The sequence below is a fragment of the Thiohalobacter sp. COW1 genome (assembly GCF_016629505.1).
GTDB lineage: Bacteria > Pseudomonadota > Gammaproteobacteria > Thiohalobacterales > Thiohalobacteraceae > Thiohalobacter > Thiohalobacter thiocyanaticus_A.
The window spans coordinates 2,178,952-2,193,997 of record NZ_AP024239.1 but is presented as its reverse complement, the minus strand read 5'-3'; the positions used below and the strand labels follow the sequence as shown (position 1 = coordinate 2,193,997).

Here is a 15,046-nt window from a genome sequence, read left to right as displayed (position 1 = left end):
GTGAGAGCTGCACAGGTCCCGACTACAGTAGACGAATTCAGGGCGCAGCACCATCGATCGCCTGTGCGTGACGTACCCCTGCGTCAGGCCAGATACGGCGGATGCCGCTGTGAGTCCAATTGCAGAATTTCCAGGCTCTGCTGCGTTGTCCGGGCTGTACAGATGTCCGCGGCAAGCGCCTCGCAGTCGCTCAGACTGATGCCGGCGATCGTGTCGGCCAGATAGGGGATGAAGGGCGCATCCACGGAAAAGTTGCGATAGCCCAGCCCCAGGAGCACGGGCAGCACGCCCTGGATCTGCGCCAGCACACCGCACAGCTGGATCCGCTCCAGCCGCTCGCCGGCGCTGGCGGCGATCTGCCTGAACAGACGGAACAGGACCGGTGCATAGGGATCCAGGTAGTGTCGCAGCACGGGCTCATCCCGGTCTGCGGAAAACACGGCCTGCATCAGGTCATTGCAGCCGATGGCGACGAAGTCGGCACTGTCGAGCAGGTGCGGGATATCCAGTACCGCCGCCAGCGTCTCGGCCATCGCGCCGATGCGGACGCTGTCGGGAAGGCGCCGGCGCGCCATTGCCTGCCAGCATTGCAGCTCCTCGAGCCTGACGATGAAGGGCAGCAGCAGACGGATGGCATGCGTATCCGCCAGTTCGGCCAGCGCCGTGAGTTGGTCCTGGATCACCTGTTGAATCGGATGGGCATGATAGAGCCGCACGCCCTGCAGTCCCAGCGGCTCGCCCAGCCTTGGTGTCGGCGGCAGCCAGGCCGGCAGCTTGTCGGCGGCCAGGTCCAGCAGACGGACCGTGACCGGCAGCGGCGCGGCTGCATCGAGCAGATCGCGAAAGCTGCGGCGGTAGAAGTCCGCGTCCGGGATGGTCCCGTCCTGCGGCGACAGGAACTCCGACCGGACCAGCCCGATCCCGCTGGCGCCAGCCGCGGCGGCCTGTCCGGCGGCAGCAGCCGAACGGACGCTGGCCAGCAGCCTGACCCTTGTACCATCCGCTGTGTTCAGCCGGGCTCCCGGCCGCCGCTGCTGCGGTGAAGGTGCATGCCGGGCGGGGATCCCGGCATTGATGCCGATCTCCCCGGTCATGCCATCGATCCCGACCGGCATTCCGGTCTGCAGCGCCTGCGCCTGACCTGCCTCGATCAGGACGGTGGGGATGCCCAGTCCCAGCAGGGTGATCATGGCGTGCGAGAACGGGGTGGGTTCAACAATCAGGAAGCCGGCCGGCAGGCCGGTGATATGCCGGATATCGCCGGGGGTGATCAGTGCAATGTGCTGCCCGGTGAGGCTGTCCGGCCTGGTGTGCAGCCGGCCTGCCGCCCTGCCGGGAAAATAGGGCATGCCATGGAGGATCGGTTCGGACGGCATCGGTCAGCATCCGGGGCTGGTGCAACACCCTGAAGGTTAGCACCGATCCCTGACCGGGCCAGCGCGGCAATCACGCTCGGATGCGTCTGTGGCGGGGGGATCGCCGCGCTGCGTGTATGCCGGAGGTTCAGCCCTGGAAGTTGCCGGCGACGAAATCCCAGTTCACGACATTCCAGAACGCTTCGATGTATTTCGGGCGGGCGTTGCGGTAATCGATGTAGTAGGCGTGCTCCCAGACATCCAGGGTCAGCAGCGGTGTCACCCCTTCCGTCAGCGGGCAGCCGGCGTTGCTGGTGTTCATGATGTCGACGGAGCCGTCGGACTTCTGCACCAGCCAGGTCCAGCCGGAACCGAAATTGGTGGCGCCGGAAGTGGAGAATTTCTCCTTGAAGTCAGCGAAGGAGCCGAACGCCGCCTTGATCGCATCGGCCAGCGCCCCGGCGGGCTCGCCGCCGCCGTTGGGGCTCATGCAGTTCCAGTAGAAGGTGTGATTCCACACCTGCGCGGCATTGTTGAACAGGCCGCCGGCCGGTGCGGATCTGATGATGTCCTCGAGGGCCTTGTCCGCGTACTCGGTGCCTTCGATCAGCTTGTTGAGATTGGCGACGTAGGTGGCGTGGTGCTTGCCGTGATGGTACTCCAGCGTTTCGGCGGAGATGTGCGGTTCCAGTGCGTTTCCGGGATAGGGCAGATCCGGCAGGGTGTGAGTCATGTGAATCTCCTGTTGGTGTGTATGCGGTGATCGTGTCGGTATAAAGCGATGGCAGGCGGACCGGATGGAAGGATCAGTCCGCGGACATCCGCTGGATGAATGCATCCGCCTCGGCAATGGAGGCATTCATCTCGGCCACCAGCGCCGCGATGTCGGACTCGACCTCGGCCCGGTCCGCGCGCAGGGCGCTGATCGCCTGAGCATTCAGGTTGTGCTTGAGGAACAGGACGCGGTCGCGGAAGGCGTTCAGTACCGGCTCGATCCGGCGTTCGGCCCGGCGCATCCTGTCGATCAGCAGGTCATAGCGGCGGCGGGTGTCGGCCAGCTGCCGCTCGCTGGCGCGGCGCAGGTCCCGGCTGGTGTACTGTTCCAGTTCATGTTCCCATTCCGCGAACAGATCCCGGGCCACGCGCTCGACATCGCGGATCCGGTCGCTTACCGTTTCGGCGCGCGACTCGCTGGCGTCGTACTCCGACTTCAGTCTGCGGTACCGGTCCTCGAGTTCGCCGCCCCGGAAATCGGTCACGGCGATGAACTGCTCGAGGGCGTTCTCGAACTGCTGCTTCGCCTCCTGCTGCGCCCCGCGGGCGTCCTCGACGCGGTCGACCAGGATGTCGCGCTTCTCGATCCCGAGTTTCTCCATCGCGCCGTAGTAGGCCGTCTGGCAGCCGGCCAGTGTCAGGGCCGCCAGCATTGCCAGCGTGGCCGGGGCGATGCCTGTCGGGGCGGATTTCAGCATCTCGTTCGTCCCTGGAATGAAGCGGAAACAGCCGTGTTCAACGCAGCGCTGCACAGATCATATCAATCAGAACCTGAGTTGTGCCAGCGGTGGCCGGCCTCAGGCACTCTCCGCCTCGCCCTGCCGGTAGCGGGTCAACACCTGGCCGACCAGTTTGCGGCCGCGGGTAAAGAACAGTAACAGCACCACTGCAGTATAGATCAGCGCCCAGAGCCACTGGCTGAACAGATCGGCCGGTTGCCACCAGGCCGCCAGCAGCGCCAGCGTGCCGAAGGCCAGCAGGAACAGCAGATGCGACAGCTGACCCTGGATTCTCGACCCTGCCACCAGGTGCCAGATGAAGGTGGTGCCGTGCCAGGCCGCGGCCAGCAGCGCCAGCAGCACGAAATGCACGGTCTGGAAGCTGAAGGGCTGCAGGGTTTCGGCTTCCCCGAGATCGGAAATGTCGGCCACCAGCAGCACGCCATACATCCAGCCCTGCTCCCCCAGCATGGTCAGGTCGATCAGGAACAGGATGATGATGCGGCTGGGCGAGCGGCAGCTGGCCGCCCAGCCGGTATCCGTGCCGGCCTCCATGTCCGCCACATAGCCCAGCAGGGAATAGCAGGTGAAGCTGACGGTGGACAGCAGCAGCACCAGGCGCAGCCAGAAGGCCCCCGAGTACAGCAGGGAGTTGTCGGTGATGACCGCATTGACGTAGCCCAGCGATACGCTGATCAGGCCCAGCGATACCACCACCTGGGTCAGGTCGCTGATGATGGGCGCCAGCCGCGCTTCATAGAATCCTGTTTTCATGAGTCCTGCTCCCGTAATCCCCACAGACTGCACAGCAGCGCCAGTGCCGCACTGACGCTGCTCACCAGTGCGATGATGGTGTAGTCGTCCGCGCTCGCCATCCAGCCCACCAGCATCGGGCCTGCCGCCAGGCCGGCTCCCTGGCTGGCCGGCACCAGCGCCAGCTGTCCCGCGACCGGGCCGCGCCGTCCCAGCGCGGCGATCTGATAGGGCACGACCAGGTTCCAGCCGATCATGAGCAGCATGCCGCCGGCGAACAGCCACAGCAGGCCGTCCACCAGCCCCGCCAGCGTGCCGCCCGCCGCCAGCCCGATGGTGCCGAGCCAGAACGGCAGCCGGTAACCCAGCGTCTGCCCGCCCAATACGGCGATTCCGGTGCCCAGCATGCCGCTGGCCATGATGGCGCTCATCACCCAGCCACCGCTGCTGAAGTCCAGCCCCAGCTGGCCGCCGCGCTGCTGCAGAAAGGCCCAGGCGCCGCCCACGCCCATGTGAAACAGGCCCATGGCCGCCAGCAGCAGCACCGCACTCAGCCCCAGTCGGCCGTGAACGCCGGTGCCGGATGCTGCATCCCCGGCCTGATAGCCGCTATGCAGGACGAAGGGCAGTGCCAGCAGGGTCAGCAGGCCCAGCCCGACGAAACTGGCCATCACCCCGAGCAGGCCGATCTGGCTGGCCAGCTGTCCCTGGAGGGTCAGCAACAGCGCCCCCAGCAGCATCTGGGCCGCCATGTAGAAGGCATAGACCCGGCTGGCCTGGGCCGCGCCCCCCAGCAGCGCCGTGGCCACGATGAGCAGCGCCCCCTCACCGAGCAGCGCCGTGAGAAAGCGTACGGGGAACAGCCAGCCGACCGGCACAAAGGGGGTGAGCGCATTGCCGGCGATGAAGGCCAGGATGCCGACCAGGGCCAGCTGGGCCGGTCGGGTATGGCGCAGCCACCAGATGGAACTGGCCGAGGCCAGGGTGACCCCCAGCACTTCCGCCATGGCGAACAGGCCCAGCTGGCGGTTGCTCAGGGCGAAGTCCCCGGCCGCGCTGCTGAGCACCATGGGCAGGGTCAACTCCACCGAGCGCCCGGTCAGTCCCAGGGCGATGGCGGCGAGCAGCAGGGGCGTCAGAAACCTCAGCCGGACTGAAATGGCGTGCCTCCGGTATCGGGCGTGCAGGAAGCGCGGCATTATAGCCGCTGGCCGCAGATGAGGCGATCCATCCGACAGCCGCGCATACCGCCTGGCAGCGAAGGCGCGAGACAATGAATGAGAGGGCGACAACAGGCACGGGCATCCGCGCCTGTTGTCGCTGTCCCCTTTGTGGAAGGTCTAGCGGCTTTCCTCCACCATGTACTGCACGGCTGCTTTCACTTCCTCGTCGCTGAGGCTGGTGAAGCCGCCCTTGGGTGGCATATAACCGCTTTCGCCCTGGTAGCCCTCGATGGCGTGGGTATAGAGGACGTCCATGCCCTGTTCGATCCGCGGCGTCCAGTTCGCGCTATCCCCGAGCTTGGGCGCACCGGCCACGCCGGCGCCGTGGCAGGCGAAACAGTTGGCCTTGTAGACGGACTCGCCGGCGGCGGGATCGCTGTCCTGGCCGGCCGCTGCGGCGGCGGTCTCGCTGGCCGTCTCGCCGGCTTCGGCGAGCTTATCCCCGGCGTCCTCGAGCGCCTCGGCACCGGTGTCCATGGCGGCCTGCCCCGTTTCCTGCGCGGATTCAATCATGTCGCTGCCCGCCTCGGCCGCGCTGTCGGCGGCTTCGTCCACGGCTCTGGCAGTCGATTCCGCCATCTCCTGCGCCGATTGCGCGCCTTCATCGGCCAGGGTGGCGGCCCTGTCCGTCAGGGTTTCGCCTGCTTCCTGCGCGCTCTCGTCCTGCTTGCCGCACGCCGTCAGGGTAATGGCGAGTATTGCCACAGCCAGGGGTTTCAGGTCCATGTCGTTGTCTCCTCTTGTTGTATGGGTTCGCTGAATATGGCACAGGATCCCGACTTCCGCGAGGTGGGTGCCGCCGTCGGTGACGGCCCGGTGCGATGTCCTGACACCGGATGCGCATCGGTGTCGCAGTCGGTGCTAACATCCCATATGACAGCAGGGGAGAGTGGCATGGAGCAGGATCGTATCTTCATCGGCGGCGGCGAGCGCGACGTGCATCTGCTGCTGAAAATGGCCAACCGACACGGCCTCGTTGCCGGGGCCACGGGCACGGGCAAGACCGTGACCCTGCGCATCCTGGCCGAGGGTTTCTCGGCCTGCGGGGTGCCGGTGTTCCTGGCCGACGTCAAGGGCGATCTGGCGGGCATCAGCCAGCCGGGCGAGATCATTCCCCCCTTTGCCAGCCGGGCCGCCGCCATCGGCCTGCAGGACTATGCGCCGGCGGCCTTCCCGGTGCAGTTCTGGGACCTGTACGGCCGCCAGGGCCATCCGCTGCGCACCACCGTCTCCGAGATGGGGCCGCTGCTGCTGTCACGCCTGCTGGAGCTCAACGATACCCAGGAGGGCGTGCTCAACATCGCCTTCCGGGTCGCCGACGAACAGGGGCTGCTGCTGCTGGACCTGAAGGACCTGCGCGCCCTGCTGAACTTCGTCGGCGAGCAGGCGAAGGAACTCACCCTCGAGTACGGTCATGTCAGCCCCAACTCCGTGGGCGCGATCCAGCGTCGGCTGCTGGTGCTGGAGCAGCAGGGTGTCGAGCAGTTCTTCGGTGAGCCGGCGCTGGAGTTGGCGGATCTGATGACCCGCGACGACCGGGGGCGCGGCATGATCAACATCCTGGCCGCCGACCGGTTGATGGCCAATCCCCGCCTGTATTCCACCCTGCTGCTGTGGCTGCTGGCGGAACTGTTCGAGGAGCTGCCCGAGGTGGGGGATCCCGACCGGCCCCGGCTGGTGTTTTTCTTCGACGAGGCGCATCTGCTGTTCGACACCGCACCGAAGGCGCTGTTGGACAAGATCGAACAGGTGGTGCGCCTGATCCGCTCCAAGGGTGTGGGGATCTACTTCGTGACCCAGAGCCCGGGCGATATCCCCGACGATGTGCTGGGCCAGCTGGGCAACCGCATCCAGCACGCCCTGCGTGCCTTCACGCCGCGCGACCGCAAGCGGGTGACGACCGCGGCGGAGACCTTCCGCCCCAATCCGGCCTTCGATGCCGCGGCCGTCATCACCGAACTGGGCGTCGGCGAGGCGCTGGTCTCCACCCTCGATCGCAAGGGCATCCCGGAGCCGGTGGAACGCACCCTGATCCGCCCGCCGGCCTCGCGTCTCGGTACCCTGGATGAGGCCCTGCGTCGGGGTGTGGTCGCGTCAAGCGCCCTGCGCGGCAAGTATGATCAGATGGTGGATCGTGACTCCGCCTACGAGCATCTGCGCCGACAGGCGGCGCGCGCCGCGGCCGCGCAGGCGGAACAGCACGGCCAGGCCCCGGCGGCCGCGCGCGGGCGGCGCAGCAGTTCACGTCAGTCAGTGGGCGAGGCGCTGACCAAAAGCGTCGCCCGCAGCATGGGCAGTCAGCTTGGGCGCAGTCTGATGCGCGGCCTGCTCGGGGCCCTGTTCCGGCGCTGAGTCCAGGCCGGGGGATCGGTGATCGCCCACCGACCCCCCTCCGGGCCGGATCAGTTGCCGCGTGTGCGTCTGCGCCCGATGCCCGTCAGCAGCACGCATCCCGTGGCCAGCAGCCAGACGGCGGGCGGCAGCGGGACGGGACTGAAGGCGAGCGTGTCGAGGTTCGCCAGCAGTTCGTTCTGTCCCGAGGCGGCGTTGCGGATCACGAACAGCGGGTTCATCGTCTGCAGCACCGACACGTCCGGGATGCCCTCACCCGAGAATGAGGCGGTCGAGCCGCTCCAATCGATGCGCGATTCATAGTCGCCGTCGGTGCCGGCGAGCTGGAAGGTATCGAAGCCGGGCAGCACGGCGCCGTTATCGCCGGTCTGCGTCAGGAGGCTGGTGCCATCGAGCGTGCCGAAGCCATCGATCAGGACGGAGAAGCCGTACGGGGCCCCGGAGAAGCTGTACAACCCGATGGACGGATTGGCGCTGAGATCGGTGCCGGGAACGGAATCGTAGGTGAAGGTGCCCGTAACATTGCCGGTGACCGCGGTGAAGTCACCGCTGGCACTGGACACCGTTCCGGTGAAGTTCACGGTTACGGAAGCGGCGCCGGCTGCCGGGACCTGGCCAAGAAGGCCCAGGGCGAGCGCTGCAGCGGCGAAGACGGAAGAACGACGAACATGGGGGATGTGGTTCAGGTTCATGGCGATCTCCTTGAACTGATGGGCGCGCGGCGAGGTAGCGGCCATGCCAGGCGTTATGTCGGGAGGGGGAGTGGCCCGTACCGTGTGCGGCAGGGGTCGGCTTGAAGTATAGGCAGGGAGGAGGGGGCTGCCATGTCGTGCCGGCATCGACTGCGGCAGCGGTGTGCAAGGCGTTTGTATACGGAGGGTTGTTGCTCTGGCCGGCGGCGGGCGTCGCGGCCTTGTCGGAGTGGCTCTCCCCCGCGGGGGAGAGTGATGGAAACGGACGCTGTTGCGCGCCCCGGCTCAGGCCGTGATCATCCGCGCCAGCAGGATCAGGCCGACGAACAGCCCGAACAGGCCCCCGAAAATCATCCACATGGCGCGCATGCACTTGGCGTCTTCCGGATCTCTCATGGTATAACCTCGCTATTAATAAGTTTATTTATCAGCTTCCTGGTGGTATCGAAAATAGCTTACTGTTCCACTGAGGTATTTGGCATTAGAGATATCTGATCACTGCATAAGCGGATTCTTGCGTGCCCCGGGCGGTGTGCGGATATGCGTATAACTTCAAACTGGCGAGCCCTGCTGATCCCGGTTCTGAGCCTGGCGCTGGCGGGGTGCATGGCGGGTGTGTTCTCTTCCAACGCGGGTATTCCCGCCACCGTGATTCACGCCGGCGTGCACAGCGGCGGCAGTGCCCTGGCCTTCAACCCGGACGAAACCCTGCTTGCCTCCGGCGGCTGGGCGGGGCGGCTGCACCTCTGGTCGCTGCCCCGCGGCACACGCCGGGCAAGCTGGCAGGCCCATGCCGGCAGCATCAACGGTCTGGCCTTTCTGCGGGACGGGGCCATGCTGGTCTCGGCCGGTTACGATGGCCGCATCCTGGTCTGGGATCTGCAGGCCGGAAGCCACAGGGCCTGGCATACCGAATCGCCAGTGACCAGCCTGGCCGTGGATGCCGCACGGGGTCTGCTGGCGAGCGGACACGACGATGGGCGGGTAACGTTGTGGCGAATCCGGGATGGCCGGAGTCTGGAGCGTGAAGGCCAGAGGCGGCTGCACAGCCGGCGGGTGCGCGGTCTGGCCTGGCATCCAGTGCGGCTCGAACTGGCCACGAGCGGCAGTGATGGTCGGGTGATGCTCTGGCGCCTGCCCGGGGATGTGGTTGAGTTGCCGCCACCCTCGACCTATTCCCGCTCACTGGCCTATAGCCGCGATGGCCGCGCCCTGTTCGGCAGCGGCTGGTTCCGCCTGTTTCGCTGGCAGTTGGAGGGACGCACGCTGCGCGAGCTCCCCACCGCGCACAGAGGCATCATCAATTCCATCGGTTTCGGCGGCGAGGATCGCTATCTGGCCAGTATCAGCCGGCAGACGGACAGCGCGGTCTATTTCCTGGATCCGGAGACCGGTGCGGTCATCAAGCGCTTTCAGCGCCATGAATTGTGCGGGGGATTCGTGGCGGTTTCGCCTTATGGCCGTTACCTGGCCACCACGAGCGATGATGCCAGTGTGAGGATCTGGGATCTGCGGCAGGCGCCGCAGTCCGCCGGGGGCAGGGGGGACTGACGGGCCCGTATGTGACGGTCGACAGCGGCGGCACCCGCTAGCGCGGCGTCACGAAGATCTTCATGATCCGGGCCGCGAGTTCCCCGTCGGCGGTGATGGCGGCGGTCCATTTGGGCAGCGCCTGGGCGAACCAGATCAGGAACACGACCAGGATGATCTTCCTGCCCCTGGGCAGCCGCGCGAACCAGGTGCGCAAGGCCGGGCTGTATCTGTGCGGTTCCTGTTCCTGTTCCTGCATGCGGGCGAGCCGGAATGTGAGGAATAACCAGGCATCGATTGCTGGTCTTTGTATAGTAGGAAAACTCTGATTATTCCTCATCCCGTCATTCCCGCGAAAGCGGGAACCAGGGATTTCAGGGGTGTGACGAATTAATCAGGGGGGTTCCTCAGGGGGCTCCTGCCGGATCGTCATTGCGGGGAGAGAAGTCATACTGTGGCCTCCGACCGCAGATTCTGTACTACGAGGTTGTTGCCTTGCTCAGGCCTGCCCGGGAATCTCCGCCGGGTAGAAGTCAGGATATTTTACAGGCGCTTTCCATGTCGGCCCGTCCGGCTGCGCAATATCTTGTTTTTCTGACGAGTCGTTCGGCATGGCATAAAACCTGCTAACACTAAACTTGAGATGATTGGAAAGAGCCTGAGGCCACGATCATGAATCCATGTGAATCGGTCAGACCCCGAACCGGCGCCACGGCTGCCGGCAGATGTCTGCTGTGTGCGGCCGTGCTGGCGGGCCTGGCGTCCTACAGTACCCTGTCGCAGGCGGCGTTCATCCTCGAAATCGACACCGACGGTCTGGATGACGGGGCGGTGAACTACAACTCCGGGTTCAGCTACGGGGGCGATACGACGACCGCGTCATCGAGTGTCTCTTCGGCGGCCTACGGCGCCAGTGGTGGCGACAGCATCTTCGGCGGTGACGGCGTGTTCGATCCGGACACCTATCTTTACAGCTACACCCCCGGCACCACGCCTGACAACCTCGTGATCCCGGCCGGAACCGATCTGGGCGGAGGATATCTTGCCAGCGGCCTGGTCGGCGGCGGTGCCGGGACCTACCGCGTCTATGCCACCTGGCCATTCACCACCAATGTCAGCGGCGGCGATACCCGTTACACCATCTCCACCAGCGGTGCACCTGACCTGGTGGTCGAACTGGATCAGAACAACCTGGGCGATGAATGGATATTCCTGGGGGATATCAGCTACACCGATCTGCTGGCCCCGATCACCGTAACCCAGCAGAGTCAGTCGAACACCTTCGTTTCCATGCGTGCGTACGGCCTGCTGTTCGAGCAGATCACGCCGCGGTCGACGATCCCCGAGCCCACAACATTCGCCCTGTTCGGGTTGGGGCTGCTCGCGCTCGTCTTCCGGCAGCGGGGGCGGCTCAGGGGGTAGCGGCTTCGGGCCTGGATGAAGCTCCGCCACGTTCCCGGCGGCGCGGGATTGTCGTGGGCTTGTCATGCGGCGGCCAGTGCTTCCGGGTGCATGAGAAGCTCAGGTGATCGTGTCCATCACCAGAATTCGCTTTCCCGTCTCGACGTTCCGGATTAAATACTCCTCACCCTGTTCTGCAGGGGCGTTCGTTCCCAACCACCGAGCCAATGAGGGGAAATACCATGTTGCGTCACACCATCACTGCCATTGGGCTGGCAGCGTTGTGCGGCAGCGCTGCCGCCAGCGTCGAGTATCCGGCCTGGCCTGCGGATGCCAAGGATGACAAGGACAGCCGGGTGGTCGCCTTCTACCAGGCCCGCTGTACCGACTGGGCCAACGACAACGGCCATCAGGGCGAGGCCCGACAGCAGTATATGGCCTTCTGCATGCAGCAGATGCCGGTACTGCGGCCGGTCGGGCTCGAGGACTGAGCAGCAGATCCGGGCGCCAGGGACGGCGCTGTCTGAGCCGGTGAGACTATGGGTTGGCTTCCGGCGCCCCGGCCGCCGGTTCCGGGCGATCGGCCTTCTCCCTGACCCATTCCGAGGCGGCGGTCGCCCCGTCGCGGGTCGCGTCCCAGGCCTGGCGGGATTTCTCGCGGGTCCAGTCAGCGGTTGCGCCGGCGACTTCCCTGGTTTTTTCCCAGCCCTGCCCGGCCTTCTCGCGGGTGACTTCGACGGCGTGACCGATACCGTCGCGCGTCGCATCCCAGCCGCGGCTGACCGACTTGCTCACGGACGTCACGACCCCGTTGCGGTTATCCGATTCGGCGGACGGGGCCGGCTGGGCCGCAGCAGCCACGCTGAGGCCGAGGAGCAGGGTGACGAGCAGAGGGCGAATCCTTCGGGGCATGATATTCTCCTGATCGGCGTTGCCAGCGCGAAGCTTAGGCCGGTGCGCCCGATGCCGCTGCGATACAGGTCCCATTTCCGGCATTCCGGCGCGGCAGGGGCGATGTGTATTGATCATGGGATATGAGTCCCGGTTCTCTCATAACAATTATATATGACTTCTTGTATGGGCGTGCCTGCCGCATCGGCTCGTATTGAGATGATTCCGGGATGCAATTGCTATCCGTCCTGTTTGTAAGCTACCTTCAGGGTGAGGGCGTACTTAATCGGGGCAGGAATGAGACTGAGAATACACCACGCATCAGTGTTTGCAATGTGCATGCTGCTTGGTGCCTGTGACCGACCCGGCCAACCCGGCTACGAGCCCGACTACGGATCCGAGCCTGAAGCCGTACGCCCGGAGTACCTCTTCGGCGTTCATCCTCAACGCAATCCCGCCAAGCTGCACGCAGTCTTCGGCCCGTTGGTGGAATATCTCAATGCCCGGATTCCCGAGGTGCATTTCGTCTTCGAGGCCTCCCGCCATTACGACAGCTTCGATGAAAAGATCGCCGCCCGCCATTTCGCCTTTCTGTTGCCCAACCCCTACGAAACCCTGCTGGCGATCGATCAGGGCTACCGGGTGTTCGCCAAGATGGGCCGGGACACGGACCTGCGCGGCCTGATCCTGGTGCGGCGCGACAGCGACATCCGCGAGGTCGCCGATCTCCGGGGCAGGGCGGTCAGCTTCCCCGCTCCGACCGCGCTGGCGGCCACCATGCTGCCTCAATATTTTCTCTATAACCGCGGGCTGGACCCGCACCGTGACATAGAGGTGCGCTATGTCGGCTCGATGGAGTCCTCGCTGCTGAATATCCAGCGCGGCAATGTGGCCGCCGGCACCGTCTATCCGCCGGCCTGGCGGATGTTTCTCAAGGAGCGCCCGGACCTGGCCGACGATCTGATGATATTGTGGGAGACGGAATTCCTGCCGGACAATTCGGTCATGGCACGGGACGATGTGCCGCCGGAGCTGGTGGCACGGGTGGCGCAGGCACTGCTCGCAATGCAGGAAGAGCCCGCCGGGCGGGAGGTCCTGGCGAGCATGGATACCCCTCGTTTCGAGGCCGCGGACAACGCAACATACGATCCTGTGAGAGACTTCATGCAACGCTATCGCGAGGCCTTCGGGTCACAGGAATAACAACACAAGGGACTTTATGCCGAGCAGATTAGCAAACCGGATGCGGCGCTTCTGGAGCCGCTCGATCCGCCGGCAGCTGATGCTCGGGATCGCCCTGGTGCATGCGGTGCTGATGAGCATTTTCGTGCTGGATCTGGTCGAGCGGCAGCGCCAGTTCCTGGCGGAGCAGAGCATTGCCCAGGCCAGCGGCCTGGCCAAGACACTGGCCGCCAACAGCGCCTCCTGGGTGTTGTCCAGCGACCTGGAGGGCCTCAATGAGGTACTGCAGTCCCAGGCCAGTTATCCGGGCCTGCGCTACGCCATGGTGGTCAGGCCGCACGGCCGGGTCGTGGCGCACACCGACCGCAGCAAGGCGGGGCTGTATCTGCAGGATCGATTGAGCCGGTCGCTGTTCGACGACCGGCCCGAACCGCGGCTGCTGCTGGCCAACCGTGAACTGGTGGACACCGCGTATCCCATCGTTGCCAACGGCGAACTGGTGGGCTGGGCCCGGGTCGGCATCAGCCAGAGTGCCATTACGGCCGGACTGTGGGGGATCACCCGCGACGGTATCCTGTATACGCTGGTGGCGATTCTGGTCGGCTCGGTGTTCGCGTTTCTGATGGCGCGCGGCCTGACCCAGGGCCTGCAGCGGCTGGTCGTGGTAGCCGACGGTATCCGCGAGGGTCGCCGCGATATGCGCGCCGAGAGCGCCCGCCAGGACGAGATCGGCCAGCTGGCGAAGAACCTCAATCAGATGCTGGATGCGCTGGCTCAGCGGGAGCGGGATCTGAGCGCGGCCCAGGCCGATGTACAGCATCTCGCCACCCGCGACACCCTGACCCAGCTGCCCAATCGCCTGCTGCTGATGGATCGGCTGGGACAGGCGATCCTGACCGCGCAGCGCGAGCACCATACGCTGGCATTGCTGGTGATCGATCTGGACCGGTTCAAGACCATCAATGACTCGCTTGGACACCACATCGGTGATCAGCTGATCCAGCAGGTCGCCGGGCGACTGTCGAACTGCATCGGTGCGGGCGATACCCTGGCGCGGCTGGGCGGTGACGAGTTCGTCGTTGTGCGCAGCGAAATCGCGCAGCCGGGCGAGGCCGGACACCTGGCCCAGCGGATCAACGAGGAACTGCGCCAGCCCTACTGGATCGAAGGCCACGAACTGAACAGTTCCTGCAGTATCGGCATCAGCATCTATCCCGACGACGGCAACGATGCCCAGACCCTGCTGCGCAACGCCGACACCGCCATGTATCACGCCAAGGAAGGCGGCCGCGGTGATTTCGAGTTCTTCTCCAGCGACATGAACCGGCGTGCGGTGCAGCGCCTGAAGCTGGAAAACGAGTTGCGCAATGCCCTGCTGCGCGATGAATTCCGGCTGCTCTACCAGCCGCAGGTGGACATGCGCAGCGGCCAGGTGGTGGGTGCGGAATCCCTCATCCGCTGGCATCACCCGGAAATGGGCATCGTCGCGCCGACGGACTTCATACCCGTCGCCGAGGACACCGGGCTGATCCGGGACATCGGCGCCTGGGTGCTGCGCGAGGCCTGCCGGCAGCAGTTGCGCTGGTGCGCCGCCGGACTGCCGCCGCTGCGCATTGCGGTGAACCTGTCCGTGCGCTAGGTCGAGCCGGGGCTGGTCGATCTGGTGTCCCGGGTGCTGTCCGATACCGGGCTGGATGCGCGTTACCTCGACCTGGAGATCACCGAAAGCCTGTTGATGCACAATCTCAACGCAAATATCGCCGTTCTGCGCCAGGTCAGTGCCTGCGGCGCGCAGATCTCCATGGACGATTTCGGTACCGGTTATTCCTCGCTGAGCTCGCTCAAGCTGTTCCCGGTGCAGACGCTGAAGATCGACCGCAGCTTCGTACGTGATCTGGTGGATGATCAGGATGATGCCAATATTGTCCGCAGTATCGTCGCCATGGCCCACAGCCTGGGGCTGCGCATCATTGCCGAGGGGGTGGAGAACGAAGACCAGCTGGGCTACCTGCGGGAACTCGGCTGTGACGAATACCAGGGCTACCTGTTCAGTCGTCCGGTGACGGCGGCGGAGTTCCAGACGCTGTTCGCTGGCAGGGCGGAAGGTTCGGCATGAAGGCAGGGGGCGGGTACGGGCGACTGATACGCTGACGGACAGATTTTACATTTCAGAA

At 65.3% G+C, this 15,046-nt stretch carries 14 protein-coding genes and 1 pseudogene; 6 read left to right on the top strand and 9 right to left on the bottom strand.

All coding sequences use genetic code 11. From position 1 onward, the window contains the following. Positions 1-83: 83 nt before the first annotated feature. The 6 genes from COW1_RS10260 to COW1_RS10235 all read right to left on the bottom strand — a co-directional run bounded on the left by COW1_RS10260 (position 84) and on the right by COW1_RS10235 (position 5,550). Positions 84-1,376: a putative PEP-binding protein gene (locus COW1_RS10260; RefSeq protein ID WP_201344104.1), complete on the bottom strand. Its 1,293-nt coding sequence runs from the start codon at positions 1,374-1,376 to the stop codon at positions 84-86. A gap of 127 nt (positions 1,377-1,503) precedes the next feature. After that, complete coding sequence (locus COW1_RS10255) at positions 1,504-2,088, bottom strand: superoxide dismutase (protein ID WP_096364722.1); 585 nt, start codon at positions 2,086-2,088, stop codon at positions 1,504-1,506. Positions 2,089-2,161: 73 nt separating this feature from the next. Next, on the bottom strand, positions 2,162-2,827 hold the full coding sequence (locus tag COW1_RS10250) for a DUF2959 domain-containing protein (RefSeq protein ID WP_242466419.1): 666 nt from the start codon (positions 2,825-2,827) through the stop codon (positions 2,162-2,164). A 99-nt stretch (positions 2,828-2,926) separates the two neighbouring features. Further along, positions 2,927-3,622 (bottom strand): hypothetical protein, encoded by a 696-nt coding sequence (locus COW1_RS10245; RefSeq protein WP_201344103.1) that lies wholly within the window; start codon positions 3,620-3,622, stop codon positions 2,927-2,929. Beyond that, entirely contained in the window at positions 3,619-4,800 is a 1,182-nt protein-coding gene (locus tag COW1_RS10240; RefSeq protein ID WP_201344102.1) for a hypothetical protein, read from the bottom strand. Before COW1_RS10240 ends, COW1_RS10245 begins: the two co-directional genes overlap by 4 nt. A gap of 141 nt (positions 4,801-4,941) precedes the next feature. Continuing rightward, positions 4,942-5,550 carry a cytochrome c5 family protein gene (locus tag COW1_RS10235; RefSeq protein WP_201344101.1) on the bottom strand — a complete coding sequence of 203 codons (609 nt, stop codon included), beginning with the start codon at positions 5,548-5,550 and terminating at the stop codon, positions 4,942-4,944. A gap of 168 nt (positions 5,551-5,718) precedes the next feature. Between COW1_RS10235 and COW1_RS10230 the strand changes: the two genes are divergently transcribed. Further along, positions 5,719-7,176, top strand: a complete 1,458-nt coding sequence (locus tag COW1_RS10230) for a helicase HerA-like domain-containing protein (RefSeq protein ID WP_201344100.1) — start codon at positions 5,719-5,721, stop codon at positions 7,174-7,176. A 50-nt stretch (positions 7,177-7,226) separates the two neighbouring features. On the opposite strand, the gene COW1_RS10225 is transcribed toward COW1_RS10230, so the two are convergent. Further along, a complete protein-coding gene (locus tag COW1_RS10225) occupies positions 7,227-7,868 on the bottom strand; it encodes a hypothetical protein (protein WP_157745293.1) in 642 nt (213 codons plus the stop codon). A gap of 540 nt (positions 7,869-8,408) precedes the next feature. Here COW1_RS10225 and COW1_RS10220 point away from each other — a divergent pair. Continuing rightward, complete coding sequence (locus COW1_RS10220) at positions 8,409-9,419, top strand: WD40 repeat domain-containing protein (RefSeq protein WP_201344099.1); 1,011 nt, start codon at positions 8,409-8,411, stop codon at positions 9,417-9,419. A gap of 37 nt (positions 9,420-9,456) precedes the next feature. Here COW1_RS10220 and COW1_RS10215 read toward each other — a convergent pair whose 3' ends face one another. Then, the gene (locus COW1_RS10215) at positions 9,457-9,657 is read right to left on the bottom strand and encodes a hypothetical protein (protein ID WP_201344098.1); all 201 of its coding nucleotides are present in this window, start codon (positions 9,655-9,657) and stop codon (positions 9,457-9,459) included. A gap of 413 nt (positions 9,658-10,070) precedes the next feature. Between COW1_RS10215 and COW1_RS10210 the strand changes: the two genes are divergently transcribed. After that, complete coding sequence (locus COW1_RS10210; protein ID WP_201344097.1) at positions 10,071-10,820, top strand: PEP-CTERM sorting domain-containing protein; 750 nt, start codon at positions 10,071-10,073, stop codon at positions 10,818-10,820. 221 nt (positions 10,821-11,041) lie between these two features. Further along, the gene (locus tag COW1_RS10205) at positions 11,042-11,290 is read left to right on the top strand and encodes a hypothetical protein (protein WP_201344096.1); all 249 of its coding nucleotides are present in this window, start codon (positions 11,042-11,044) and stop codon (positions 11,288-11,290) included. Between the two features lie 46 nt (positions 11,291-11,336). Here COW1_RS10205 and COW1_RS10200 read toward each other — a convergent pair whose 3' ends face one another. Beyond that, positions 11,337-11,594 (bottom strand): hypothetical protein, encoded by a 258-nt coding sequence (locus COW1_RS10200; RefSeq protein ID WP_157745297.1) that lies wholly within the window; start codon positions 11,592-11,594, stop codon positions 11,337-11,339. 435 nt (positions 11,595-12,029) lie between these two features. Between COW1_RS10200 and COW1_RS10195 the strand changes: the two genes are divergently transcribed. After that, positions 12,030-12,893, top strand: coding sequence for a phosphate/phosphite/phosphonate ABC transporter substrate-binding protein (locus tag COW1_RS10195; protein ID WP_201344095.1), 864 nt, complete (start codon positions 12,030-12,032; stop codon positions 12,891-12,893). Between the two features lie 16 nt (positions 12,894-12,909). Next, positions 12,910-14,988 (top strand): annotated as a pseudogene (locus COW1_RS10190) (putative bifunctional diguanylate cyclase/phosphodiesterase). Positions 14,989-15,046 lie beyond the last annotated feature (58 nt).

Bases quoted from the DNA above. Each gene is read 5' to 3' on its own strand.
- COW1_RS10260 (WP_201344104.1), bottom strand. From the start codon at position 1,376: ATGCCGTCCGAACCGATCCTCCATGGCATGCCCTATTTTCCCGGCAGG.
- COW1_RS10255 (WP_096364722.1), bottom strand. From the start codon at position 2,088: ATGACTCACACCCTGCCGGATCTGCCCTATCCCGGAAACGCACTGGAA.
- COW1_RS10250 (WP_242466419.1), bottom strand. From the start codon at position 2,827: ATGCTGAAATCCGCCCCGACAGGCATCGCCCCGGCCACGCTGGCAATG.
- COW1_RS10245 (WP_201344103.1), bottom strand. From the start codon at position 3,622: ATGAAAACAGGATTCTATGAAGCGCGGCTGGCGCCCATCATCAGCGAC.
- COW1_RS10240 (WP_201344102.1), bottom strand. From the start codon at position 4,800: ATGCCGCGCTTCCTGCACGCCCGATACCGGAGGCACGCCATTTCAGTC.
- COW1_RS10235 (WP_201344101.1), bottom strand. From the start codon at position 5,550: ATGGACCTGAAACCCCTGGCTGTGGCAATACTCGCCATTACCCTGACG.
- COW1_RS10230 (WP_201344100.1), top strand. From the start codon at position 5,719: ATGGAGCAGGATCGTATCTTCATCGGCGGCGGCGAGCGCGACGTGCAT.
- COW1_RS10225 (WP_157745293.1), bottom strand. From the start codon at position 7,868: ATGAACCTGAACCACATCCCCCATGTTCGTCGTTCTTCCGTCTTCGCC.
- COW1_RS10220 (WP_201344099.1), top strand. From the start codon at position 8,409: ATGCGTATAACTTCAAACTGGCGAGCCCTGCTGATCCCGGTTCTGAGC.
- COW1_RS10215 (WP_201344098.1), bottom strand. From the start codon at position 9,657: ATGCAGGAACAGGAACAGGAACCGCACAGATACAGCCCGGCCTTGCGC.
- COW1_RS10210 (WP_201344097.1), top strand. From the start codon at position 10,071: ATGAATCCATGTGAATCGGTCAGACCCCGAACCGGCGCCACGGCTGCC.
- COW1_RS10205 (WP_201344096.1), top strand. From the start codon at position 11,042: ATGTTGCGTCACACCATCACTGCCATTGGGCTGGCAGCGTTGTGCGGC.
- COW1_RS10195 (WP_201344095.1), top strand. From the start codon at position 12,030: ATGCTGCTTGGTGCCTGTGACCGACCCGGCCAACCCGGCTACGAGCCC.